Source organism: Burkholderiaceae bacterium DAT-1 (assembly GCA_019084025.1).
Taxonomy (GTDB): domain Bacteria; phylum Pseudomonadota; class Gammaproteobacteria; order Burkholderiales; family Chitinimonadaceae; genus DAT-1.
Map to the genome: position 1 here is coordinate 141,088 of JAHRBI010000005.1, position 24,507 is coordinate 165,594.

Genomic DNA, 24,507 nt, shown 5'->3' on the forward strand with positions numbered 1-24,507 from the left:
CTTTACACTGAACAGCGACTGGCTACATCCTATTTACAAGCCTGATGAGAGGGGGACACCCCCTCTGCAGCGGCCCGAGCACGGCTGAGCTGCGCTTTTGCCTGCTCGTTATCAGGCTCGAGCTCATTCCAGAAGCGAAGAATTTCAAGTGCATCACAATGCCGGCCTGCATCAATCAAGCGTTCCCACCAAGTCGACCAGACCATTCCGTTCAGCGTGAACTTTGGATCCTGCTTTTGCATGCTGCGATATACCTCGCCCGCCCGTGCGAATCCGTGCAGGGCAAGTTGCGCGGCATAGGTTTCCCGCGACACCGGCTGGGTATCTGACAAATTGCGCTCAAGACGGGCGGCATGCGCAGGTGCGCCATTTTCATGTGGCATCCGCTTCAGAAACGCTTGCCCCTCAGCATCACGACGCAAATAGGCATCCAGGAAATGGCGGACATAGCGCGCCATCAAGGCATAGGCATCAACAATCTCGCTTCGAGCATACTCGCTATAGCTGGCCGCACTCGACTCATGCAGGCGTCGCGAAACAAAATCGACATGCTGCATCGGGTATTGAATCAGCTGGTATACATGCGCGAATTTCGCTTCATTGAGCAAGCTAAAGGTCGTATCAATTTCCGCACGATTAATCTGCGGAATGGTATCGGGTGAGCGCGAGATGTACAGCCAGGGCGCGGTGAGGTGTGTCACATCAATCTGGCGAGTCAGTGCTGGCTCCCGCGTGCCATCCAGACTAACCAGCGCCCCGATCCGCCGATCTTGTGCCGCAGCAAACACATTCACCATCCCGCCCCAACTCCACCCCATCACTGCAATCTGCTTGGGATCGGCCTGCGGCAGGCTTTGCGCATATCCAATCAGAAATCCGACATCTCTCAGCTGAGGCAACACGCCCGCCATCGACTCGTCAATTTCCTTATCTGCGTTACCCAGGCTGGTACTGGACAGAACGATATAGCCATAGCTGGCAAGATATTCAAAGAGGTCTGCATTCTCATCTGCCACACCCCCTACACCCGGCACATAAATGACGACCGGAAACTGCCCTTTGATCGCAGGTGCATCTCGTCTGGCGAGCCGTTCTGCCTGCACCAGGCGATCAGCGCCCTCGCCTAGACGCCGCCTGAGTCTGTCCATTTGTGCGCTAGATGCTCCAGACAATTGATCTTTTCCCAAATCAAATTCGATCTCGGTCAATCGAGTTGCCAGATAATCGCCGTAGCGAACACGTTTGCCTTGCTCGGTTGCGGGATACCACATCAGCGTTTGCAGAGGACGAGCAGACGGCTTTTCATTGCGAGCGCCGGTAACCGGGTCGTACTGAAAACCAAAAGCACGTGAATGGTCATATTGCTGAATAACTCGAAACCCCACGTCGTACCGACCAGAGTGACGACTCAGCAAAGTCTCCGCAACCGGGTGGACATGCAGGCAAGCAAGTACGAAAAAAACAAAGCACAACCGAAACATGAACATTCCATCATTCGACGACATTTTTATAAGAACGCAATCAGGTAGCAGATCAATTCGCTGCATGCCGTGAGCAAGGCTGCGTCGCCAGCCATATGATCACCCTTCAGGTTTTACTTTCCTGTACCCAGCGTTTGTTCTGTCTGACTGCAATCAGCCCAGTATTCTGACATGAGCTCGGTCGCCCAGTCCGGTTGGTGGGTGGACCCTCTTGGCAAAAATTCATGCATCACCGGCTTGATATCGATGACGGGCGTGCCATCAATTGCATCCAGTTCGGCCACACGCAAGACCCGTCCTTCTACGGATAAGATGCGGCAGATGGTCGAGCCAATCCGGTTGGGACGATTCTTGCCGCGTTGGGCGAAGATGCCTACCTCGGGCCATGCCTCATTATTCCGTGGGTGACGCGCCCCAGTGACAATTTTGTCCTCTGGCACACCATGAAACACAAACAGGATTTCAGCATGGGAAAACGCGTCCAGTCCGGCCAGTGCCGAACTGTCGATCGAGTCTGCCAATACGATCTCCGCAATTTCACCGCCCCAGTAATCATCACGTGCAACTTGCCGTGTGGCCGATACCCGAGCAACAGGTTCAATCAAAAATGTCATACAGACTCCCTGTGGATGAACCAAAGCATTGCAATCAGATTCTCAATCGCTGTATCCATCCAGAATCGGGTGCCTGTACATCGCCCATCCCACCAGTGCAACCCAGAAAAAGTAACAGGCAAACGAAATACGCTGCCCCAGCCCGGGAGTCGGACCAGGCGTCACCAAAAATGTATTCAGCACCATCGCTATCGCGATTCCGAGCAAGGGCCAATATATGCCCTTCCACGAATCAACCTGCCTGAAACGACCGGGTAACCAGAAGGCAGCCACCATAAAACAGAGCCCCGACCCAAATGATCCAACGGAGTGCAGAATCATCGACGGGGAAGTCCGGTTTTCAAAATCGCCGGGAAACACGCCCGATATCGCCATGAAAGCGCCAGATAACACCAATGCAGTAAATGGGATTGCAGTCCGACCGCGCACCTGAAACTGGCGACGAAGCGCCAGCCCCAGACTCAGGATCAGCAAGCCTGGCAACAGATACCCCAGCGCGTTCCAAACCCACATATTGGGCGCGCCCCACGCCCCCAGCTCGCTGACAGCCTGATTAAAATGGCGAAAATCCGGGCGTTGCATCGCTACCCATGCATACACACCCACAAACCAGACGGGCACAGCCATATTCGCCAGCCCGATTGCGCGTACTCGATTCACCATTCCTCCACAAACGATTCATGTTCTTTTCCCGACATTATCACGCGAACACAGGAATCCACCCTGAAACATCTGACATTCATGGCGTTGATTCAGCAAGAATGAAACACCGCCTCACGCCCGACTTTGATGCAAAAGCCGTCATCCCTAAACTATTGAACATTCGAAAAAAACATCCGAGGAGACAGATTCAAATGGCATGCCTTACGAGACGCATCCTCCCGCTGGCCACGATTACAATAGCAACGGTTTTCTCCATGGCTGCTTACGCTTTCGGCTTTTCGTCCTACACCGACGACCGCGACTGGAAGCAGCAGCTCAAGCATGATGGCAAGGAACTCTACGATGCCATCGTACGTATCCATCCGGGCATCTACGACGAGCGCAATCCCGATTTCCGCCCCCACATGGATGCAGCCTTTGCCCACCTGAACGAACGTGCCGAAGGTGCCACCAGTTTCTGGCACTACAACTGGGCAATGAACGAGTTTGTCGCCTCCTTCGACGATGGCCACCTCAGCTATACCTACGACGACAAGCTTCCCAAAGCCACCACCCGTCGCTGGCCGGGATTTTTGACCGAAGAACGTTTAGGCAAACAAGTGGTGCTGAACCGGCTGGATGATCCAGCCCTGCCTGAAATAGGTGATGTACTGCAATCCTGTGATGAAGTTGATGCAGACCGCCTGCTGGCGGATCAGGTCGGTCGCTTCGTGGGACGCTGGTCGCTGCGCTCACAGCATTACCGCTATAGCTATCGTCTGTTTTACTACGCCACCAACCCCTATTTCACCCCTATGCAATCTTGTGTTTTCCAGGGGAAATCCGGCCTCAAAACGATCCCGCTGAACTGGCGTGAAATCGCAGAAGAAGATGCCACCACGCGTCTGGCAGCCTTGTCGCCGACCTACAAGGCGCAATTTGATTACGCCCTCACCGACAAAACCCTCACCCTCTCCTTGAAGAATTTTGATCCCACGCCGGGCAAGGAAACAGCCAAAACAATCGATGCATATATCGGCAAGATCGAAGCCGATCAGCAGCGCATTCAGTCGCTCGATTACATCGTGCTCGACCTGCGCGGCAACGGCGGCGGCTCATCGCATTACAGCCGGATGATCGCGCGAGCCATCTGGGGAGAGGCTGCACTGAATGCCGTTCCGCGAAAGCCGTTTTATGTGGAATGGCGTCCGTCAGACGAAAAGATCAACATAATGGACAAATACATGTGGCTGGCGGGCCTGATGGGTCACGATAAAGAGACAGTTGAGTACTGGAAAGCGATCCTGAAAGGCCTGAAAGAAGCGCGTGCAGCGGGCCTGCCGCTCTGGCGCGAAACCGTGACAACCACGTCCGATTCATCCGGCCCATCCAGCTACGCCACGCCCAATCCATTCAAAGGCAGCGTGTATATCCTGACCGATCATACCTGCGCATCAGCCTGCCTGGATGCTGTCGATCTCTGGAAAAACCTCGGCGGTATTCAGGTTGGCCGCGAAACCTCGGGCGATACGGTGTATATGGATCTGGCTGAAGTCAAAATGTCCGACTTCGCCGCCAAAGCTTATCTGCCCAGCAAGGTATTCCGCGACCGGCCACGCGGCAATAACGAGTCCCACTCGCCCAAGTATGTATTCGAAGGTGATTTAACAAACACCCCGGCAGTGATGGAATGGATTAAGGGCTTGCCGCGTTAACGAACGCAGCTGCATCCGAGACCCTCGGCTGTTTGGTCGTGTGTCGGTTATGGCTGCGGGGACTAGGAGGTTCTTGCAGCGGGGTTAGGCATATTCAGCACTCTGACCTACGAATAGGAATGTGGTTTTTGATTGCTTCTTCAACGACTAATTGATGGAGGATGTTATCTTCAATAACCAACAAGGCGCCGCCTAGCTCATTTACAAAGGTAAAGCGAGTAATGTGATAAGGGTCTTCCTCTGGGACTAGGCCGTGATTTACAAGAGCGAAAGCTACCTTTTTTGACGCTCTAGATTCGAAATCGCCAAGCTCAAGCGAATTTATGCCTTTTAAGCTTGCGAATAGTTTTACAGCTGGTTGTTCCTTGAACGAACTAATTACTGAGCGAAGTGCCTTGATGTTTTCTAGCGTCGGGCCGCCTGCAGAAAAGGTAAGGGTTAGCTTTACTCGATCTTCGTCGTGTCGCCATAGAACCCAGCCTTGCTCAGTTCCATCCCACAAGCGCTGATAGTTGGCTAAGTGTGTCATATGCCTAAAAAATAAAAAAATCTTCCCCGTTCCGAGGTTCGGCGGACGCCACGTCGGCATCTATGTGCCAACCTAAGGTTTGATCCCTGCTCCCTATGGAAAAAGATCACCCAAGGCGATTATCCCAATCGGTGTTGATCTCGCCAAGGGTAGCCATTCTATTCAATGTTTGCTGACACAGCGGGCGCTATCATGGCGCTGATTGGGTGCAGATATCATGCTGATTAGAGAAATCCCGACGTCCATACATCACCTGTCAAACCCTAGGCTCTTGCTGTGTGGTGCAGTGAATGCCTCCCCCGCCCGCAGCAATGCCGTCGATGTTGATCTGGACAACTTCACGATCGGGAAAGGCTCGTTGCAGCGCACGTTTGGCGGCGGTGTCGGCACGCGGATCGCCAAATTCCGGGGCAATCACCGCCCCATTGCAGATATAGAAATTGATGTAGCCCGCTGCGAAGTCATCATTCGCATAAGCCTCTCGCACTTTTGAAGGCGCCTCCAGTACAACCACTTCCAGCTTTCGGCCCTCGGCATCTGTCGCCGAACGCAGAATTTCCAAGTGCCGCTTTGTCACTGCATGGTCAAAGGACTTGGGATCAGGGTCATATCCGGCGACAACCACGCCGGGGCGTACGAATCGCGCGTAAAAATCGGTATGTCCATCAGTGATGTCTTTTCCCTTGATGCCGGGCAACCAGATGATCTGTGTCAGTCCAAGTAGTTGTTTAAGCTCGCGTTCACATTGCGCTTTGCTTACGCCAGGATTTCGGTTGTCGTTGAGTACGCAACTTTCGGTAATGATCGCCGTGCCGTGGCCGTCAACCTCGATCCCGCCGCCTTCCAGTACCAGATCGGATTGCATATGGCGTACACCGGCGCCTTGAGCAACAAACGAGGCGACTTTGGCATCGTATTCATAGCGCTGCTTCTCACCCCAGCCGTTGAAATTGAAGTCAACACTCGCTTTGTCACCTTGCTCGGTCACGACAAAAACCGGTCCGGTGTCACGCATCCATATATCGTCGAGCGGGCAGACAATTAGCTCAACCTTGTCTCCCATCATTCTCTGGGCTAACGGCAAATCAGCTTGACGCACCAGCATCGAAACGGGCTCATACCTGGAGATCGTAAGGGCGATTGTCGCCAAATTGCGCTGCACTTCTGGCAAGTACTTCTTGCCCCATACAGCCAGACTTGCGCCAAAAGCCATCCAAGTTCGCTGGTGTCGATCACCCTCATCCGGCATGAACCATGTATTAGGTCCATTGGCCATCGCAAAGCCTCCCCTCACGCCGCCCAGCAAAGTTGCTGCAGCGAGAAGACCAGATGTTCGAATAAAAGTGCGTCGAGTGGTCATAAAGTGCCGCTCTAAGCATGGCTGCTGGTCGATTATGGTTGGGGGACTGAGGCATACCCGTAACGGCAATCACGATGGGTGTCACGCTGGCATGGCAAACTACGCCACTCCTGAATGCTGAAGCACAGAAACCGTTACGCTGAAGCGCTCATTTCCGGGCATGACGCCGTGTTCCTGACCTACCACCTCGAATCCAGCCTTTCGGTAGAGCGCGATCGCGGCGTCATTGCCCGCAAGCACTTCCGCGCTCATAGGGCCGCTTACTTCCGATAACGCAGCAAGAACAAGCGACAAGCCTACCCCTTTACCATAGCAGTCGGGGTCGACATAAAGCCAAGCCAGCTCATCCGGTGTAAATGCTACAAAACCCAGGACTTGCCCATCCACTTCAGCCACCCGGATTTCATACTCGTGAAACCCCTCGCTTTCAGCCGTCTGTTCGAGGGTTAGATATGCCGCTTCCAAACCGGCAGCCCGCAGCTCATCATGGCGTGCGGCATCATGGATTGCGCAAATGCGCTTCCAGTCTTCGGAAATGTAGTGTCGAATATTCATATGGTACCTATCAAATTGTATTAGCCCGCGGTCATTTTCATATTTTCAGTCTCAACCCTGATGCGAGGCGGAAAAACCGAGTTGGACTCAAGCACCAGCATGACCGGCAATATTCGGAGATTGTAAATGAGGCCTGCTGGCTCGAGTGCAGTCTGAATCCCCCGCTTCATCACGCCCGCACCGAAATCGCCATTTCATCTGCTCTGGGTGTGATTGGACGCACAAACCATGTGCTACTGAATTTTTTGGGGTCGGGTCGGCAAAATTATGCCCTCAGCAATCGATTTCTTTTTAATTCCCGCTTTATTAAAAGGGGGCTGAAGCCTCTCAATTAGATATGCCTCAATTGCCAATATTTCGAACCAGCATTCTCTCGGCACAGGCAAAAAAGCAACCGCCCCAGCATTTATCTTAGTGAGACCACCTTGAGAAAAGTGTGCGCCAAATCTTTTTCCAAGAATTTTCGATTGCCCAATATAGAGAAGCTGCCCTTTATGATCGAAGAATACATACACACATAGCGCTTCAGCGTATTGCCGAAGCAAACCACCATCACACTAGTAAGATTCCCACTTTCCCTCTTCGAACGTCAACGTCTGAAGTATCGTAGTCAAACGAGCCATAGAAGGACGCTGATATTTATTGTCAAACTCGTTCAATACATGGCGAAGTGATTCGATCCCACCACTCATAAATACTCCACAAATAATCAGAAAATAATTCGCACATTCAAACTAATTAATCATTTTAATTGATTTCCCCCATACAACCCAAACTCTCTTACAATAAATTAACTCAACTCTCTTCCTCGCGAGTCATTCATTGCTATGCAAATAATCGGATTGTATTAATCTCGGCACTTTCACTTTTGCGTCATATCTACTTGCACGCGACCGCGCTACTCGGAGGCACAGCCCGGAGCTTCGGTGTTCAGTGTGAGATGAGACCGCACTGACTCCATTTTTCACCTGCGCACTGCTCAGTACGGTCCTGGGAGCAGCCGCTGAGACTGCCACCAGATGTTTCCATGCTTGTCCTTCACGCCACCCTGGCGGTCCCCGTAGGGCATGTCTGTGACAGACATAATCAGGGATGCCCCAGCAGATATTGCTCTATTCATTGCCTCATCGGTGTTCTCTACATATAAGTAGTACGAAGCTGGCATTGCCGGAAACGTTGGAGATGCCTCGCTCACCATGACTGTTGAGGTCCCGAGTCGCACCTGAGCGTTTGCGATTCGATCGCCGTTCATATGCCGTCCAATCTCTATGCCCCCAGCCCGACAACCAAGAATTCAAGGAAGTCCGCTGCTTCGGCCATAAAGAAGTACGGCGTTACCGAATTGAAACCTGGTGGGATTAGCATACAGGGGTCACCTTTGCGGACTAACTATAAAAGGTACTTCCCCGTCCCGAGGTTTCAACTGAGCCGCGTCGGCATCTATGTGCCACGATGGATTTCAACCCCACCAGCCTTCTTACAAGGGAAATCCATGGCCTTGGTTTCGATTGACATCGATTTCGCCAAGCCTTTTTTGGCACCGGAGCGCAGGGCACCAAACTGAGCAGCAGGTTGGTGTCCGGTTGACTGCCTAATCAGGTACAACGGATATCCGCACTATTGAAGCGATGATGCCTGCTTCAGGGCAGACAGCATCTCTGCTCGCATCCAGGCTTCGTTGCTGGCTTCACGCGTATAGGTTTCGCACAATGATCTAGCCTCCCCATCCTTTAACTTCGCAAAGGAGCTCGACGCCGAATTCGCGCCCCATGTCTTTGCAGTGGTGATTATCATCAAGGTGCTCAAAGCAGCCTCTTTATCTTGTCGGCTTTGGGCATTGCCCAGCTTTTGATAGGCCATGCGCTCAACATTGTCAGCGGCTTGCTGGATATCGCGTAGTTGCTTTTGATTTGCCGCCCGCCATTTGGTCATTGCCTCGCTGTACTGTTTAGCTTTAGACGGTGCTCTTGCGATACAAATTTGTTCCAGAACAGTCAGCATTTCATCCGTGTAGAGCGAAGCCAAATTCACCATTTCGGCGGGCGGATGCGCAAAACATACCGTTGGATAAAGCAGGCAAAGTAATATCAGTTTCTTCATTTTAATGATCGACCCTAGAAATTTCGCACCTACGAAAAAAGGTCACCCCGCCCCGTGGTTGCAACGGAAGCCGTATCGGCATCAATGTGCCAAGATGGATTTCCCTCCAGCCTTTTGCAAGGGATGTTCTTGATCATTATCCCTATTGGTAACGATCTCGCCAAGGGCATCTTCGCCGTGCATGATCTCCTTGAGGAACGAATGAGGCCCACATACGCGGTTGAGCATCGAGGCGCATGCACGATACGACGCAGGACGCCGGTGATAGTGTCACGCCGTTTCCTGTTTCAACAGGCATGAGCGGCATGATCTGCGGATGAGATGCAAAGGGAAATCGGAAAAACAAAGGCCATGACATGCATGGCCGTGGGTCGGTTATGGTTGCGGGGAGCGGGAAGTCCTTATAGAGGGGTTAGGGCTCTCTGGGCAAAATTGAAGCAGCAGGTATCTCACGATAAATGCCTAGCAGTTTCGGGCAACGCAAAGACTCTAGAAATGCCGTTCTGATTTTCGGAATGAGGCGTTTCATGCATCCTGCGTCAGACAAAACCGAGCCTTATTCTTCGCCATTCGACGGTTCGAGAATGGCAAACTCCAGTTCTCTGAATTGACACGAACAGTACCCGCAGCGCCAAAGGGTTGAGACTGGAAAATAAGACAATGGAGGCGGATAAACGCTTTTCGTTAAGCGACTTTAAAGAATCAACGCCGCACTTAATTCAACCCAATGAAAACATTGAAATAATAACTAATTTTCTTCACCCTCAACATTAAGACCAAATAATTTTTTATCTGTAACAATAACAATTAAACTGGCCAATGTGACGGAAGCTATCCAAATATAGCCTCCAAAGGCCAAATGGTCGGAAATATTTGGCGCACCAACTAAGGATTCACAACCCATTGAAGGAATGGGAATGGATGCAAATGCTAAAGTTAAACTAAGAAATGGTACCCACCAGTACATTCCCACCTCAGGCATTCTGATTATTCGTAGCACCATCCAAAAATAAAGAATATTTGTAATCCATCGAGGATCAAGAGTAATGAGCCCGAACCACCCATAGGCTAATACTTCGTACCCTAAAAATCCTTTTGTTGAGCAAGAAAATGCCTCTTGACTCAAGCTATATATGTAAAGCACAAAGGAAATTATAAGAAAAATTACTGAGAGGAATTTTTTTGTTCTCATATATTAACTTAATATTAAAAATAACAACCCATCAGTCAGTCATAACATTATGATGATAGCGCAGAATTATACCCTTCAAACCCGCGCCATGCCTTGATCTTGCCAGAGCTGCGTCCGTATAACAACAAGATCAGTCAATCATTGAATCTGGTACACGCGTCTACGCGAAAATGACTCACATGACGAATCCTCTCTCAATCACCGACCTCAAAAGCCTCGGCCCAGCCTCGAAGCTGATGCTGGCTGAGGCCGGTATTGTGACGGTGGCGCAGATCGTCGAACTGGGGTCGGTTCGGGCTTACTATCGTGTGAAGCAGGTCTGCCCGCGCGCCAGCCTGAATCTACTGTGGGCGCTGGAATCGGCGATCACGGGTGAGCCGTGGCAGCAGGTGGCGCGGGCGCATCGGACCAGCTTACTGCTGGCTCTGGATGCGCTGTCCACCGGGGCAGACAGCGCGGGTATAGCGGGAACAGATTAAGGCAGAACAGGCGGCACCCCTGCGGCCATGGCGGCGCGCTCGGCGGTGGCCTTGCCCATCAGCGCAAAGCCCAGTGTCAGATCACCGTGCATAAATCGCGCTTTCAGGCCTTCGGCATCGGATTCGACTACCCACTCCCCTGCACTGCCCGGCGCAGCAGGAGAAACCACGGTCGGGCATGCCGGGGTTTTGACCACCACGGGCATGGCGGGATAGCTGACGCGGGTGTCGTTGCCAGCCAGCGTCGCCGCCAGTGCGCGCATGGCCTGCATGATGGGCATCACAAAAGGCAGCACCTGTCCGTCCACTTCGGCGCAATCGCCCAGCGCAAAAATCGCCGGATCGCTGGTGCGCAGGTGACGGTCGACCTTGATGCCACGGTTGGTTGCCAGTCCTGCATCTTGCGCCAGCGCAATACGCGGACGCAAACCAATGGCCGACAGCACCAAGGCTACGGTGACCGTCTCGCCATTGGCCAGTGTCACCACCACACGGTCATCCACCAGCGCCACAGATTGCGCGGTGGTGCCCAAATGAAAGGTGACACCCAGCCCTTCCAGTGCGGCTTTCAGGCGCTCACCGCCCGCTTGCGGCAGCAGACGCGACAGCGGCCAGACAGAAGGATCGACTACCTGTACGCGCTTGCCGATGGCAGAAAGATCATTGGCGAATTCGCAACCGATCAGGCCTGCGCCAATCACCAGTATATCCTCTTTGCCCTCCAGCATCTCGCGCAGACGGGCATAGTCGGCCAGATCATTCACGCTGATCACCCGGCTGCGATCACCCTGCAATCCTGAATCAATTGGGTCGGCACCCAGCGCCAGCACCAGTTGGCTATAGGCATGCTCGCCCCCCGCCACACGGACGATGCGGGCGTCACGGTCAATGGATTCGACGCGGGTATGGGTGAGCACGGTAGCCTTGAGTTCTTCGGCCATTTTCTCTGCCGATTTCATCGCCAGCTGCGCAGCGGATTTATTACCCGCCAGCGCATTGGAAATCATCGGCTTAGAGTAGAAGTCACCCGCATCCGCCGTGATGATGAGCAGGGGCGCATCGGGCGCATGCTTGCGGTATTCGCGGGCCAGGTTGTATCCGGCCAGTCCGGTGCCGATGATCACGAGCGGTGCGTTCATGGTGTGCTCCCTTCAATGTCTGCGATATCGCAGTCAGACCTGTCGATGCAGCATAGCCGGTAGTGGGCAAATACAGCATCGTATGAAAGTCGCACACGATACATTGAAACGCATGTATGCAGAACGCTTGAGGACGAAATACCTCTCCATGCAAAAACAAAGGAGCATGTTTCCATGCTCCTTTCTGCTTTACACACATCCAGCCTGCATTACAGCAGATTATGCTTCCGCGCCCAGGCGTCAAAGGCGTTTTCCAGCTGGTCGAAGCTCTCGATCACAAACACATCGCCCTGCATCTTCCAGATGTCGTAGGGACGCGCGCTGATCACGTCGAGGTCAAAGGTGTGCTTCACGGTTTCGTCGGAGAGGCTGAACAGTACTTCGCCGGGGCTGGACATGATGCCGGCGCCATAGATGCGCAGGCCTTCCGGATTGCGGATCAGGCCGAATTCAACGGTGAACCAGTAAATGCGCGGTAGCCATTCGCGGGCTTCCGGATCGACGCCTTCGCGCTCGAATGCATTGACGCCAGCGATACCGAACTTCTCGAAGAAGGCACAGAAACGCGGATTGGTCAGCAGGGGCACGTGGCCGAGCAGGTCGTGGAACATGTCCGGTGCCGGCGTGTATTCGATCTCTTCCGGACGACGGATAAAGTCGGTCGACGGAAAAATACGTGCTTTCAGCAGTTTGAAGAACTCGTAGTTCGGCACCAGGCCATCGACGCGGGTCAGCTTCCAGCCGGTCTGGCGTTCGATGTTGTCGCTGATGTCAGCCAGACGCGGAATGTGGGTGGCCGGAAAGCCGGTCAGCTCCAGCCCTTCCAGGAACTCCGCACAGGCACGGCCCGGCAGTACCTTTTGCTGATTGGCATAGAGTTTGGCCCAGGTATCGTGTTCGACGTCGGTGTAGTCAGGCGTTGGGACGTCGTGAATGTCACGATAGTCGGGAATGCATTCCTCCATGCCCTGCAATACGACCTTGTCCGTTGTGCTATTCATGATGTTATCTCCGCGAGCCGCAGGCGGGGGGGGCCGCGCTGCAGCGTGTCTCTCTGGTAAGACGCAGAATACGTGAGAAAGCGCGCAATTTGATTGCAAACTTGCGCTCAAAGCGGCGCAGCATTAGCATGAATCACCCTAAAATATGAAAAATGCGCAATATGATCGAACTGGATAAGCTGGATATCAAAATTCTTGCTACTTTGCAGAAAAATGGCAGGCTGACCAATCTCGAACTAGCCGATGAAATTGCGCTGTCTGCATCGCCTACTTTGCGACGGCTGAAGCGACTGGAGAGCGAGGGCGTGATCGCCACCTATGTGGCGTTGCTCGATCCGGCCAAGATCGGCCTCGGGCTCGAAGCCTTTGTGCGCATCATGCTGGACAAACGCGAGCGGCAATGCGAATCGTTTTCGCGCGCGGTGCAAGCCTGGCCTGAAGTCGTGAGTTGCCACGCCATGGCGGGCGAGATGGACTACCTGCTGCGCGTCGTGTTTCAGGATCTGGCGCATTTTTCGCGATTCGTGATGGATACCCTGCTTCAGCATCCCGGCGTCACCGATATCAAATCCAGTTTTGTACTGGAAACCATCAAGCAGACCACGGCCTTGCCGCTGGATCACCTGACTGGCTGATTGGCCTCTGCGGCGGCTTTCTGCAGGATTTTTTCCGCCACACGCTGTAAGGCCGGTGAAGGTAATCCGGCCTGCAAAGCAGTGTCGGCCACCCGAGCGGCTTGCCTTGCCTGCCCTGACTCCATCAAGGATACAGCCTGCCCCAGCATCCACGCAGGTACATTCGGACGAAGGGACAATGCACGCGCAAAACTCGTGACCGCTAAATCATGATCACCAGTTTGCTGCGCCAGCGAGGCCATCCAAGCAATGGTATCCGCGTCCAGCACATGACCTTGTGACAACTCGTTCAGCTGCATCAGGGCTTCGTGCAATTGACCCGTTGCGGCAAGTTGACGGATGGCCTGCACCTTATTGGCTAGATCCGGTTCCTGATCCGCACCGGCAGCATGGTGGACAAGCTGCATGCCGGATGAGGTGGGCTGCGGAAGTTTGGTTGTAGCGGGTGAAGCGGGCTGATCGTTGAGCGATGGGTGTTCAAGGTCGGCAGGAGGCGCTTCGGCCTTTGACATCACACCTGTACGCTTGCGCGCCAAGGAGGGCGCGATGGGGCCGGCTTGCGTGTTGTCGCCTGCCAGTGGGGATGCGGGCACAGAGGGCAGACGCAGTGTGCGCGTAAGCGGCGGAGGAACGGACTGCAGGTGTTTCCCCGCGTCGATCGTTCGATCAGTCGATCGCTGCGTCCAGATAAGGCCGCCTGCAATCAGCAGACCGGACAGCAGTACCCAGCGCCAGCTTACCTTAGCCTGGTTCGATTTAACCTGAATGCCGCCATAAACCTGAATCGGTTTCGCAGATAGCTGTTGTCGCGCATCCAGATCCGCCAGCATGCGGGTCAGCACGCTCACGATTGCCTCCAGTGAAGATGCGGCCATGTTCCGCGCAGCACATCCCACCATGATTGATGTGCGGCAGGCGTATCCTGCACGGCATCGGCCACTTCCTGAACATCAACCAGATACTCGCCTTTGCCATAGGCCAGCAACATGCTTTTATGCGCCAGCAAATTGATCAGACGAGGCACACCGCCACTGGCCTGATACAGACGATTCAGCGCGCTGTGCGTAAAGAGTTCACCGCCGCCATATCCCGCCTTTTCCAGCCGTGAATGCAGATATAGCGGCATTTCGTCGCGGCTCATGGGCTGTAATTGTTCCTGAAAGACGATGCGTTGCCGTAATTGGCGTATGCCGGGTAAGGCGAGTTTCTGGTCCAGCTCCGGCTGACCAAACAGCACCACCTGCAAGAGCTTGCGCTTCTCGGTTTCCAGATTACTCATCAGGCGGATGGCTTCCAGACTCTCCAGCGACATCGACTGCGCCTCATCCAGGCACACCACAATCCGTTTTCCCGCTGCTGCAAGTGCAATCAAACGATGCGACAGGGCGGATAACAAGCCATGCTGATCCAGTGAGACGGGATGCCCCGCGCCCAGCTCTTCCAGTAAGGCCTGCAAGATCGCACGCGGCTCCATACAGGGATTCGGCAAATAGGCCGTAACATAGTCATCGCCCAACGAAGCCAGAAATTTTCGGCATAGCAGCGATTTGCCGGTACCCACTTCGCCTGTTACTTTGATAAAGCCATCGCCTTCACTCACTGACATCAACAGGGTATTGAGTACGGTCTGATAGCGCGCAAAGGGAAAGTAGAATGCCGTGTCCGGGGTGATGCTGAATGGCAATTCCTGCAGACCAAAATGATCAAGATACATGCTTGCCTCCGTCCTAGCGCAAGGCGTTGAGGTGATCGCGGTCGAGTAGAGACTCCAGCCGCTTCTCGTACTGGCCGACCGTATCTGACCACACCAGACCCGAATCCACCACCGTGGGTTTAATCAGAATAACCAGCTCGCGCCGCTGAACCTGCTTGTTATTGCTGCGGAATAAGTGCCCCACAACCGGCAAGCCGCCTAATACAGGCAACTGATCGGCATTGTCGACCAGTGATTCGCGGATCAGTCCACCCAGCGCAATGATCTGACCATCACGGCCACGCACCACGCTATCGGTTTCACTGACGTTACTAGACGCAAGTGGCAGCGAAATGGTTCCCTGCGAGCCTAGATTGATCTGCTGATTCACCGTGCTCACCTGCGAGATGGACGGATGCACGTGCAAGGTCACCTGCTTGTCGGTATCAATCACCGGGGTCACATCCAGCGAAATGCCGGAAAAGAAAGGCTGCAGCGTGACGGAAGGCGTTGAGGTCGTGGCGGTACCCGTCGTTGTCGTGGTGCTGACATTGGTGACGAAGAAATCGTCCGTGCCAACCTTCAGCACGGCAGGCTGATTATTGAGCGCCGCAATGCGAGGGCTAGACAGCACATTCACCTTGCCCTGCTGCTCCAGCATAGCCAGTACGGCCGAAAAATTATTGCTCTGGAACACCACCCCAAACAGGCTGCCTGTCGTTGCGTTGGTGAGTGTTTTGCCTGCCATTCCAGTCAAGGCTGAGCCAGTGGTGGCACCTGTATTGCTGGTGGAAACACCCGCTTGCAGCATCCCGCCCGAAAAGCCGGTACCGGGATTGCTGCTATGCCCAAACGCGGCCCAGTTAATTCCAGCCTGAAACTGGTTATTGAGCTGAACTTCCATGATCTTTGCTTCGAGAATCACCTGCCGTTCCAGCGCCAGCCGCGATGCCCGGATAAACGCCTCGACCGATGCCAACTCGCTGGGCAGTGCCCGCACCACAATGACTCCGGTTTGCGGATTCACCACCACCTTGCGCCCCTCACCCTCCCCCACAATGGCATGAATCGCACTGGAGAAGTCGCCCCAGAAATCCATCCTAGCTTGAGTCACCACCCTACTGGAAACAAAGTTGCTGGCCGAATTTCCCGAATTATTGCCATTGTTTGCCGGCACATTGCCGGGCGTAGCGGATTGATTCTGCTGAATGCCATTACCGGCATTGTTATCACTCATGGATCCGGACAGTACCCGTACCTCGCTACTGGCGCGCCGTTGTACATCCAGATAGCTGATCTGCATCACCCGCGTTTGCAGCGATTGCGGTAGCACGGCAATCCGATTGCCTTCAATCCGGTACTCAATGCCATAGACCTGGCGAATCGCGCTGAGGGCTTCCGGCACCGTTACATCGTGAAGATTCATGCTGATCTTGCCACCGATATCTGGCGGAAGAATCATCGAGTAGCGTGTGCCTTCCACCATGCCCAGCAAAACTTGTGCGGCAGGCACCTCGTTGACCACCACATCGAAACGGGCTTCATTCACGGCCGTGGACTGGGCAGGCGGTGGCGGCGCGGGCGGTGTCAGAGCCTCGCGCAGCGCAGCCTGCTCTTGCTCGGACAACCACGCAGCAGATTGTCGAGCCTCTCGCATTTCACTGCGGACAGCATCGGATGGTGTCCGAAAAGAGGCGGGTTGCGATGCACACCCAGACAGTATCTGAAGCACGCAAAAGCCGGTCAGCATGCAGCACAGTCGGGTAATCATTGCGCCCCCTTGCGATGGATAAGTTCAGCTTGATGCCGATTGCTCGCACGTTTGATATCTGAAAAAACAGTCAGGGTGAGCTTGCTTTTACCATCTGACAATTCAGCCTGGCCTGAGCGGATGGCGATCACCACATACCCGTTCACCTGATCACCCTGCTTGAGGTGCTGTCCATTGATGACGGCAATGCGTTTCGCACCATTCAATAGAACAGACTGCAGCACCAGCACGTCCGCTGGATTCGCCACGTTTGCATCAGCATGCTTGCTGACGGCCGCAGGTGGTTGCATGGGATCAGGCAGGGTACCCGCCTGTGTACCGACCATGCAGATCAAGGCAAGGCACCATCGAGTCAAAGCGTGAGCCATACGTCATCCGCACTCAAACTCGCAACGGTGATCGTTGCTTCACACAGTGGGTAGTCAGTCGTGTGTACATTTAACTTGTCCCAGTAAATTCGCAAGGGTGTGCGCTCAACCTGATCAAGCCACGCCACCAAATCCGCAAACGTACCGCGTATGCGAACCTCGACGAGATGACGATAGACCTGCCCTGCCGCCTTGATGTTTGGAGCACGCGCATCGGGTACAGGCGCATTGCCCGCATCAAGGAGCGGGCGTACCGAGAGGGTTCGGACGCCTAATATTTCAATGCCCTTAGGTGTACCGACCAGGGTCGCCAATTGCTTAGACACACTTTCCCGTTCGCTGATAGCCGACTGCACTGTCTGGATGTGATTCACCAGGGCAGCGTTACTGGCGTGCATGTCCGTGATCTGTCTTAGCAAGGCCTCCATCGGGCCGGTATGCGCCGACTGTTCGAGCATGTGTCTTTCCTCTTCCAGACGTATGCCCTCTTGCTCGATTAACCGAATCTGAACCTGCAGAAGCTCATGCTTTTTCCAGCCCGGTTCCAGTACGCTTCCCCACCAAAGTGCACTTCCGACAAGTACGGCAGTCAGTGTCAATATGATGCGTTCTCGACGCTTGAGGTTATCGAAGCGATCAGCAAAGCGACGCAAGTAGCGCATGCGAGCGCGCAGGGCGGAGTACAGGGCATGGCTGGAAAGCATCATTTTCCTCCCTGCACAGGAGAACTCAGCTCGAACTCGAATAGCGACTCGCCAGAGAGCGGCTCCTTAATCCGCTTCATATCGATACCCCCCAACTCAACGCCGCGAAGACTCTCTAAGGACTGCAGAGACTGTACAAAGACAGGAATGCGATTTTGATCCAGTGCGCGCCCGCGAAACGCTGCCCGGTTGGATTCGAGCTGTATCTCTGTCAGCCAGACGCCGTCTACCTTAGCGACAGCCAATTGTTTGAGCGATGCGGAAAAGCCGCCCTTGGAGCCAGCGCCAAACCCGGATAGGGCACCATCAAGTGCGAGTAAACGGCGATGATCTGCCTCAAGTAGTGCCAGTTTGTTTTGCAGTTCGTGATCGCTTGGCACCTGTTTAGCACTGAGATTCATTTTGGCGACGGATTGCCGCAATGGATGCAGCGCCTGATCGGCTGCGCGGGCAGTCTGTCTGTCGGTTTCATTCTGGTAGAGCAAGGGTATGGTCAATACCAGCCAGAATGACATCACCCAAACCAATAAGCGGCCCAGTACGGAAAACGTAAAATCCGGATCGGGCGGAATCAGTGCCGGATCAGCCAGATTGATGTCGATCTTCATGCTGACTCCATTGATCGCATCGCCAGGCCGAGTGGCAGGAAAAAGGAGCCTTGCACATCAGGATCATCCGGAAACCGCAGCCCGCCGAGATCAAACAGACTCATCAGGTCAATCGATTTAACCGGGATATACACCACATCACTCAGCAGTTGCTGCAGGATGTCACGATCACCGAACGGCGCTAGCCAGAGCGCGCTCAGGGTCACATGCCCCCATTGCCGATCAAGGACGTCGATCGACCGCTGCACCTCTAGCACCAGTCGTCCAAATGCACTGGCGCGATCTTCATCCCCATCTCTGACATCATCAAACCCAATGTCGATTTGCCGGGCAAATACCAGCGCATGATTCATGCTGACGGTAAACAGCGTATGTCGCGGATGCACAGAGAGCACGGCGACAGGCTTGCCCTCGCCTAGCATGCGCGCAATATTGCGTTGCGCCATTTCGGGTACGTCAATGACCACCACACGCGCATTAAGATTGGCGTATTGCGTCATATATCGCCGCAACACCATACTGTCTGCGGCGATGACAAACCCTAATTTTCCTTTCTCTCCCAACGCCTCCGAAGGCAGAGGCATAATGTCCAGAAAGGTATTCACTAGATCGGTGCGCAGCATATCCCGAACCTGCCAGCCGACTGCAGCATTCATTTCTTCCGCTTCTACATTGGGCAGATCAACCTGCAGAATCTGGTATTCGCCTGGCGACAGAATCGTGCGTACATCTGCGCCCTTCATGCCCAAATCCTGTGTCCATGGCAGCAGATTGCCCGATTGAATCTCCAGCCGCTTGGCCAGTGTCACCTTGGGTGTATGGCGATTGCGTAATGAACTGCGCGCAATACGCGTAGCAAATATCTGCCCCCCCTGCGTGACCAGATTGATCATCTCACCAGGTTTGCGTCTAAACAGCCGGTCGGTCAGGGACTGATGTCCGGGCGATTGCATACGCGTACGCTGCTCCAATAGAACCAACTTGAATCATAGACGCTGGTATTAAGGATGCAGTTTTAGCTAAGGGAACAGTGGGTTAGGTGCGCAACGAAATGCAAGGAGACGGGACATGCTGCCCGCGGAGAAAAGTCAAGCAATAGGAATAAAAAGCGTACCGGAGACCAATCAGCCTTTCGTGGCAGGCGGCCTTCGGCCGCCCGCTCACATCAGGCTTACCGCAGGCGTACCAACGTAGATTTTAGCTCGGTGTATTTTTCCAGCGCGTGCAGCGATTTATCGCGGCCATTGCCAGACTGCTTGTAGCCACCAAATGGGAAGTTCATATCCCCCCCTTCCTCGTAGCAATTCACCCACACCGTGCCCGCACGTAAACGACGTGCCGCATCGTGAGCGGTGGCCAGATCAGACGTCCACACCGCTGCACCCAAGCCGTATTCACTATCGTTGGCGATGGCAATGGCTTCATCCAGCGTATCGAAAGTAATGACAGACAGCACTGGCCCGAAGATTTCCTCGGTGGCAATGCGCGCTTTTGGCGTATTCACCTCGAATATGGTCGGCTGCAGATAGTAGCCGCCGGTTTCAGTCAATGTGCGTTCGCCACCGCACAGCAGACGTGCCTCGCCCTTGCCGGTTTCGACATAGGACAGCACGCGATCCAGCTGAATCTTGTCGACAATGGCGCCCATCGACGTATTCGGATCAAGTGGATGCCCTGGCTTCCAGCCTGCTGCGGTCGCCACCAGCTTCTCGATAAATGCATCTTTGATGGAACGATGCAGCAACAGACGCGAACCCGCAGTACACATCTCGCCCATATTGTAGAAAATTGCACCGGCGGCGGCGGCGACTGCACGATCCATGTCCGGACAATCCGGCAGCACGATATTGGCCGACTTTCCGCCCAATTCCAGCCACACGCGTTTCAGATTGGACTGACCGGCATACTGCATCAGCTGCTTACCCACAGCGGTCGAACCGGTGAACGCCAGACAATCGACATCCATATGTAACGCCAGCGCCTTGCCGGTATCACCAAACCCCGGCAGCACATTGAATACGCCCGCAGGCACGCCCGCCTGCAGCGCCAGTTGCGCCACTCGGATGGCGGTCAGCGGCGACTTTTCCGAAGGTTTCAGGATCACACTATTGCCCGCAGCCAGTGCCGGCGCAAACTTCCACGAAGCCATCAGCAGCGGGAAGTTCCACGGCACCACCGCTGCGACCACGCCGATTGGCTCGCGTGTTACCAGACCCAGCATATGGTGATCGGCAGGCGCCACTTCGCCCCCCACCTTGTCGATGGCCTCGGCGAACCACTGCACACAGTAGGCCGCAGCCGGAATATCCACGGCCATGGTGTCGCCAATCGGTTTGCCCGCATCAAGTGTTTCCAGCAGCGCCAGTTCTTCGGTATGTTCACGGATCAGCGCCGCCCAGCGCAGCAACACCTCCTTGCGCTTGCGCGGGTTCATGCCCGACCATTCGCCGCGATTGAAACTGGCGCGCGCTACAGCAACGGCACGATCAACGTCAGACTCACTGCATCGAGCCACTTTAGCCAGAACCTGACCATCAATCGGACTGATGCAGTCGAATGTCTCACTGCTCAGGGCGTCCGTCATTTCTCCATTGACCAGCGCCCGGCCATCAATGGTCAGCTTGCTGGCAGCGGCTTGCCAGTCGGACAGGGTACGTTGCTGCTTGCTCATCTTGTCGTCTCCACAGGGTGCAGATCCGCCGATTATGGCGGACATGCGTCGGGTCATTCTAATAACGATACCACGCCACATACCCGAATGTGTCGATTATATTGAACAATTGGTTGATTTAATATTCACCCACAGCAAGCCATCTATTTCGCCATCTTGCTTACGTGGCACACTAAGCGTATTGCCTGACTTTCCTGAAGCCGCTGATCATGGATGCCAAAACCTACGCCCATATGCCCGATTTGGATGCCTTATGGATGCCCTTTACAGCCAATCGCCAGTTCAAGGCCGCCCCCCGCATGCTGGTGTCAGCCGAGGGTATGTATTTTAAAGACGACCGGGGACGGCAGATTCTCGATGGCACGGCGGGTCTGTGGTGCGTGAATGCCGGGCACAATCGCAAGCCGATTGTGGAGGCCATTCAGCGGCAAGCCGCGACGCTGGATTACGCCCCGCCCTTCCAGATGGGACATCCGGAAATGTTCATGGCGGCAAATGCACTGGCTGACATCGCACCAACAGGCCTGGATCGGGTGTTCTTCACCAACTCCGGCTCGGAATCAGTCGATACCGCACTCAAGATTGCACTGGCATGGCATCGCGTTCGCGGCGATGTCCATCGTACCAAACTGATAGGCCGCGAGCGGGGCTATCATGGCGTCAACTTTGGCGGCATTTCCGTCGGTGGCATTGCTGGTAACCGCAAACTATTCGGAACCGGACTGCCCGGCACCGATCATATTGGTCATACCCATACACCCGCACAGAATGCATTCTCGCGCGGCGAACCAGAGCACAATGGCGTTGCCATGGCCAATGCCATTGAATCGCGATTACTGGCACTTCACGACCCAGCCACTATCGCTGCGATTATCGTCGAGCCAGTGGCTGGCTCGACAGGTGTCCTGATTCCACCCAAGGGTTATCTACAGCGATTGCGGGAAATCTGTACGAAATACGGCATCCTGCTGATCTTTGACGAAGTCATCACCGGATTCGGCCGAACGGGTAGCGCATGGGGCGCGACACGTTTTGATGTCACACCGGACATCCTGACATGCGCCAAAGGTCTGACCAACGGTGCGGCGCCAATGGGGGCGGTGCTGGTGCGACGCGACATCCACGATGCCTTTATGTCTGCCGCCGCAGAAGGAGTAATCGAACTGCCGCATGGCTATACCTACTCCGGCCATCCACTTGCCGCGGCGGCAGCAACTGCAACCATTTCGCTGTATCGGGATGAGCAGCTATTTAAACGCGCGGCCGAGATGGCGCCTTATTGGGAAAGTGCAGCACACGGGTTAGCAGATTCACGCCACGTGAAGGACATCCGCAATATCGGACTAGTGGCAGGAATCGAACTGGAACCCATGCCCGGTGCACCTGGAAAGCGCGCATTCGCCACGTTCCTCAAGGCATGGGACGCCGGGATCCTTATTCGAGTCACTGGCGATACGATTGCACTCTCTCCCCCGCTCATCATTGATCAGGGGCAGATCAACCGGATTTTCGACACCTTGCGCAGTATCTTGCAGTCGCTGGATTAATTCGATTTATTAAACGATCCGTTCAATATCATCAACACCTCATCCTTCGGCACACGAGCCACCGCAAAATCGAATGATGATGCGTGGCTCTTATCCGCCACCCGCCCGCCTTGCGCGGCATCCGTACAACATTACCTTGTTTAGTATATTGAACAGAAGTAGACTGAACTTGGGGCGCTACGCTGCTCAGTGATGCGCGCGTCCCACATTTGTACGAGTAAGGGAGTCTTCAAAAGCCGTCACAGCTCGCGGTTTCCTTGTGACAGGTTTCTGAAGACACCTCATTTCGGTCAGTACCAACCGGTATTAAATGAGGCATGTCATGACGTATATATTGAACTGGTTACAAGAGCATCGCATTACCGAAGTTGAATGTGTCACTGCTGATTTCACCGGCATTGCGCGCGGCAAAATTGTCCCGAAGGAAAAATTCAGCGCCGAAGAAGGGATGCGCCTGCCCGAAGTGGTGCTGCTACAAACCGTCACCGGTGAATACGCCGAAGGTATTGTGCCCGCAACCGACCCGGACATGGTGCTGATTCCCGACCCCGATACCATCCGCCTTGTCCCGTGGGCCAAAGATCCGGTCGCGCAGGTTATCCACGATTGTTTCCGTTTTGATGGCAGCCCGGTTGAATTCTCGCCGCGCTATGTGCTGCGTCGCGTACTGAAATTATTCGAAGAGATGGGATTCGATCCGGTGGTAGCCCCGGAAATGGAATTCTACATCGTCGATATCAATCGTGATCCCAATGTCCCGTTGCATCCGCCCATTGGTCGTACCGGTCGAGCCGAAACCGGCCGGAAGGCTTACTCGATCGATGCGGTCAACGAATACGACGACATGTTCGAGGACATCTACGACTATTGCGACGCGCAGGGTCTGGCCATTGATACCCTGATCCATGAAGTGGGTGCCTGCCAGATGGAAATCAATTTCCTGCATGGCAATGCGCTTGATCTGGCCGATCAGGTGTTTCTATTCAAGCGCACCGTGCGCGAGGCCGCCATCCGCCACAATATGTATGCCACCTTTATGGCCAAGCCGATGGAGAACGAACCCGGCTCTGCCATGCATATTCATATGAGCCTGCTGTCGCGCGAAACCGGTAAAAACGTCTTTTCGAATGAGGATGGCTCACCATCCGACATGTTCCTGCATGCCATTGGCGGCATGCAGAAATATTTCCCGCAAGCCATCTCGCTCTTTGCGCCATTTGTGAATAGCTACCGGCGTCTCACTAAATACTGGGCGGCTCCGATCAATGTGCAATGGGGCTACGACAATCGTACCTGCGGCATTCGCGTGCCGCATTCGTCCCCGTCGGCGCGCCGTATTGAAAATCGTCTGCCCGGCGTCGATTCGAATCCCTACCTGACGCTGGCCACGACACTCGCTTGCGCCTATCTCGGCATCCGCGACAAGATCAAGCCGACCGAACCGCTAACTGGCGACGCGTACAACCTGCCGTTTGCTTTCCCGCGCAGCCTCGATGACGCAGTGGAAACACTCGCAGCCTCAAAGGAGCTAGCCGAGGTGCTGGGTGAAACCTTTGTGCGCGCCTATTGTCTGGTGAAGGAAGCGGAATACATCGAATACTCCCGCCTGGTCACGCCGTGGGAACGGAAGCATTTGCTGCTGCACGTCTGATGAACGCTCACTCCCGAGCACGTGACAACGCCCGGCAAGCCGGGCGTTTTTC

Annotated in this window: 24 protein-coding genes and 1 pseudogene; 5 read left to right on the forward strand and 20 right to left on the reverse strand. The window is 54.4% G+C overall.

From position 1 onward, the window contains the following. Window positions 1-29: 29 nt before the first annotated feature. From KSF73_11590 to KSF73_11600, 3 genes are all read right to left on the reverse strand, one after another. Window positions 30-1,385 carry a dienelactone hydrolase family protein gene (locus tag KSF73_11590; protein MBV1776354.1) on the reverse strand — a complete coding sequence of 452 codons (1,356 nt, stop codon included), beginning with the start codon at window positions 1,383-1,385 and terminating at the stop codon, window positions 30-32. 209 nt (window positions 1,386-1,594) lie between these two features. Beyond that, window positions 1,595-2,095 carry an SAM-dependent methyltransferase gene (locus KSF73_11595; GenBank protein MBV1776355.1) on the reverse strand — a complete coding sequence of 167 codons (501 nt, stop codon included), beginning with the start codon at window positions 2,093-2,095 and terminating at the stop codon, window positions 1,595-1,597. A 42-nt stretch (window positions 2,096-2,137) separates the two neighbouring features. After that, window positions 2,138-2,755 (reverse strand): DUF998 domain-containing protein, encoded by a 618-nt coding sequence (locus KSF73_11600; protein ID MBV1776356.1) that lies wholly within the window; start codon window positions 2,753-2,755, stop codon window positions 2,138-2,140. A gap of 257 nt (window positions 2,756-3,012) precedes the next feature. On the opposite strand from KSF73_11600, the gene KSF73_11605 reads away from it, so the two are divergent. Continuing rightward, the gene (locus KSF73_11605; protein MBV1776357.1) at window positions 3,013-4,452 is read left to right on the forward strand and encodes a S41 family peptidase; all 1,440 of its coding nucleotides are present in this window, start codon (window positions 3,013-3,015) and stop codon (window positions 4,450-4,452) included. Between the two features lie 94 nt (window positions 4,453-4,546). On the opposite strand, the gene KSF73_11610 is transcribed toward KSF73_11605, so the two are convergent. The 7 genes and pseudogenes from KSF73_11610 to KSF73_11640 all read right to left on the reverse strand — a co-directional run bounded on the left by KSF73_11610 (window position 4,547) and on the right by KSF73_11640 (window position 9,978). Further along, the gene (locus tag KSF73_11610) at window positions 4,547-5,041 is read right to left on the reverse strand and encodes a hypothetical protein (protein ID MBV1776358.1); all 495 of its coding nucleotides are present in this window, start codon (window positions 5,039-5,041) and stop codon (window positions 4,547-4,549) included. 196 nt (window positions 5,042-5,237) lie between these two features. Then, the gene (locus KSF73_11615) at window positions 5,238-6,341 is read right to left on the reverse strand and encodes an agmatine deiminase family protein (GenBank protein MBV1776359.1); all 1,104 of its coding nucleotides are present in this window, start codon (window positions 6,339-6,341) and stop codon (window positions 5,238-5,240) included. Between the two features lie 99 nt (window positions 6,342-6,440). After that, complete coding sequence (locus KSF73_11620; GenBank protein ID MBV1776360.1) at window positions 6,441-6,896, reverse strand: GNAT family N-acetyltransferase; 456 nt, start codon at window positions 6,894-6,896, stop codon at window positions 6,441-6,443. A 233-nt stretch (window positions 6,897-7,129) separates the two neighbouring features. Then, entirely contained in the window at window positions 7,130-7,411 is a 282-nt protein-coding gene (locus tag KSF73_11625) for a GIY-YIG nuclease family protein (protein ID MBV1776361.1), read from the reverse strand. Window positions 7,412-7,875: 464 nt separating this feature from the next. Next, window positions 7,876-8,261 (reverse strand): annotated as a pseudogene (locus KSF73_11630) (VOC family protein). A 252-nt stretch (window positions 8,262-8,513) separates the two neighbouring features. Next, entirely contained in the window at window positions 8,514-8,996 is a 483-nt protein-coding gene (locus KSF73_11635; GenBank protein ID MBV1776362.1) for a hypothetical protein, read from the reverse strand. Between the two features lie 748 nt (window positions 8,997-9,744). Beyond that, window positions 9,745-9,978 carry a hypothetical protein gene (locus KSF73_11640; GenBank protein MBV1776363.1) on the reverse strand — a complete coding sequence of 78 codons (234 nt, stop codon included), beginning with the start codon at window positions 9,976-9,978 and terminating at the stop codon, window positions 9,745-9,747. 389 nt (window positions 9,979-10,367) lie between these two features. Between KSF73_11640 and KSF73_11645 the strand changes: the two genes are divergently transcribed. Beyond that, the gene (locus tag KSF73_11645) at window positions 10,368-10,667 is read left to right on the forward strand and encodes a TfoX/Sxy family protein (protein MBV1776364.1); all 300 of its coding nucleotides are present in this window, start codon (window positions 10,368-10,370) and stop codon (window positions 10,665-10,667) included. On the opposite strand, the gene KSF73_11650 is transcribed toward KSF73_11645, so the two are convergent. Beyond that, complete coding sequence (locus tag KSF73_11650; GenBank protein ID MBV1776365.1) at window positions 10,664-11,806, reverse strand: FAD-dependent oxidoreductase; 1,143 nt, start codon at window positions 11,804-11,806, stop codon at window positions 10,664-10,666. The genes KSF73_11645 and KSF73_11650 overlap by 4 nt on opposite strands. A 209-nt stretch (window positions 11,807-12,015) precedes the next feature. After that, on the reverse strand, window positions 12,016-12,807 hold the full coding sequence (locus tag KSF73_11655) for a phenylalanine 4-monooxygenase (protein ID MBV1776366.1): 792 nt from the start codon (window positions 12,805-12,807) through the stop codon (window positions 12,016-12,018). Between the two features lie 152 nt (window positions 12,808-12,959). Here KSF73_11655 and KSF73_11660 point away from each other — a divergent pair, with 152 nt between their 5' ends. Next, window positions 12,960-13,442, forward strand: coding sequence for an Lrp/AsnC family transcriptional regulator (locus KSF73_11660; protein MBV1776367.1), 483 nt, complete (start codon window positions 12,960-12,962; stop codon window positions 13,440-13,442). On the opposite strand, the gene KSF73_11665 is transcribed toward KSF73_11660, so the two are convergent. The 8 genes from KSF73_11665 to KSF73_11700 all read right to left on the reverse strand — a co-directional run bounded on the left by KSF73_11665 (window position 13,427) and on the right by KSF73_11700 (window position 21,257). After that, window positions 13,427-14,290: a hypothetical protein gene (locus KSF73_11665; protein MBV1776368.1), complete on the reverse strand. Its 864-nt coding sequence runs from the start codon at window positions 14,288-14,290 to the stop codon at window positions 13,427-13,429. The genes KSF73_11660 and KSF73_11665 overlap by 16 nt on opposite strands. Then, window positions 14,287-15,156, reverse strand: a complete 870-nt coding sequence (locus KSF73_11670) for an AAA family ATPase (GenBank protein MBV1776369.1) — start codon at window positions 15,154-15,156, stop codon at window positions 14,287-14,289. The genes KSF73_11665 and KSF73_11670 overlap by 4 nt, the downstream gene beginning before the upstream one ends. A gap of 13 nt (window positions 15,157-15,169) precedes the next feature. Beyond that, the gene (gene mshL / locus KSF73_11675; protein ID MBV1776370.1) at window positions 15,170-16,792 is read right to left on the reverse strand and encodes a pilus (MSHA type) biogenesis protein MshL; all 1,623 of its coding nucleotides are present in this window, start codon (window positions 16,790-16,792) and stop codon (window positions 15,170-15,172) included. Between the two features lie 110 nt (window positions 16,793-16,902). Beyond that, on the reverse strand, window positions 16,903-17,274 hold the full coding sequence (locus tag KSF73_11680) for a hypothetical protein (protein ID MBV1776371.1): 372 nt from the start codon (window positions 17,272-17,274) through the stop codon (window positions 16,903-16,905). Beyond that, the gene (locus tag KSF73_11685) at window positions 17,259-17,978 is read right to left on the reverse strand and encodes a type II secretion system protein M (GenBank protein ID MBV1776372.1); all 720 of its coding nucleotides are present in this window, start codon (window positions 17,976-17,978) and stop codon (window positions 17,259-17,261) included. The genes KSF73_11680 and KSF73_11685 overlap by 16 nt, the downstream gene beginning before the upstream one ends. Continuing rightward, window positions 17,978-18,586: a PilN domain-containing protein gene (locus tag KSF73_11690; GenBank protein ID MBV1776373.1), complete on the reverse strand. Its 609-nt coding sequence runs from the start codon at window positions 18,584-18,586 to the stop codon at window positions 17,978-17,980. Before KSF73_11690 ends, KSF73_11685 begins: the two co-directional genes overlap by 1 nt. Continuing rightward, the gene (locus tag KSF73_11695) at window positions 18,583-19,539 is read right to left on the reverse strand and encodes a hypothetical protein (protein ID MBV1776374.1); all 957 of its coding nucleotides are present in this window, start codon (window positions 19,537-19,539) and stop codon (window positions 18,583-18,585) included. Before KSF73_11695 ends, KSF73_11690 begins: the two co-directional genes overlap by 4 nt. A gap of 218 nt (window positions 19,540-19,757) precedes the next feature. After that, window positions 19,758-21,257: an aldehyde dehydrogenase gene (locus KSF73_11700; GenBank protein MBV1776375.1), complete on the reverse strand. Its 1,500-nt coding sequence runs from the start codon at window positions 21,255-21,257 to the stop codon at window positions 19,758-19,760. Window positions 21,258-21,466: 209 nt separating this feature from the next. Between KSF73_11700 and KSF73_11705 the strand changes: the two genes are divergently transcribed. After that, on the forward strand, window positions 21,467-22,804 hold the full coding sequence (locus KSF73_11705) for an aspartate aminotransferase family protein (GenBank protein MBV1776376.1): 1,338 nt from the start codon (window positions 21,467-21,469) through the stop codon (window positions 22,802-22,804). 322 nt (window positions 22,805-23,126) lie between these two features. Continuing rightward, window positions 23,127-24,455 carry a glutamine synthetase family protein gene (locus KSF73_11710; protein ID MBV1776377.1) on the forward strand — a complete coding sequence of 443 codons (1,329 nt, stop codon included), beginning with the start codon at window positions 23,127-23,129 and terminating at the stop codon, window positions 24,453-24,455. The last annotated feature ends 52 nt before the right edge of the window (window positions 24,456-24,507 follow it).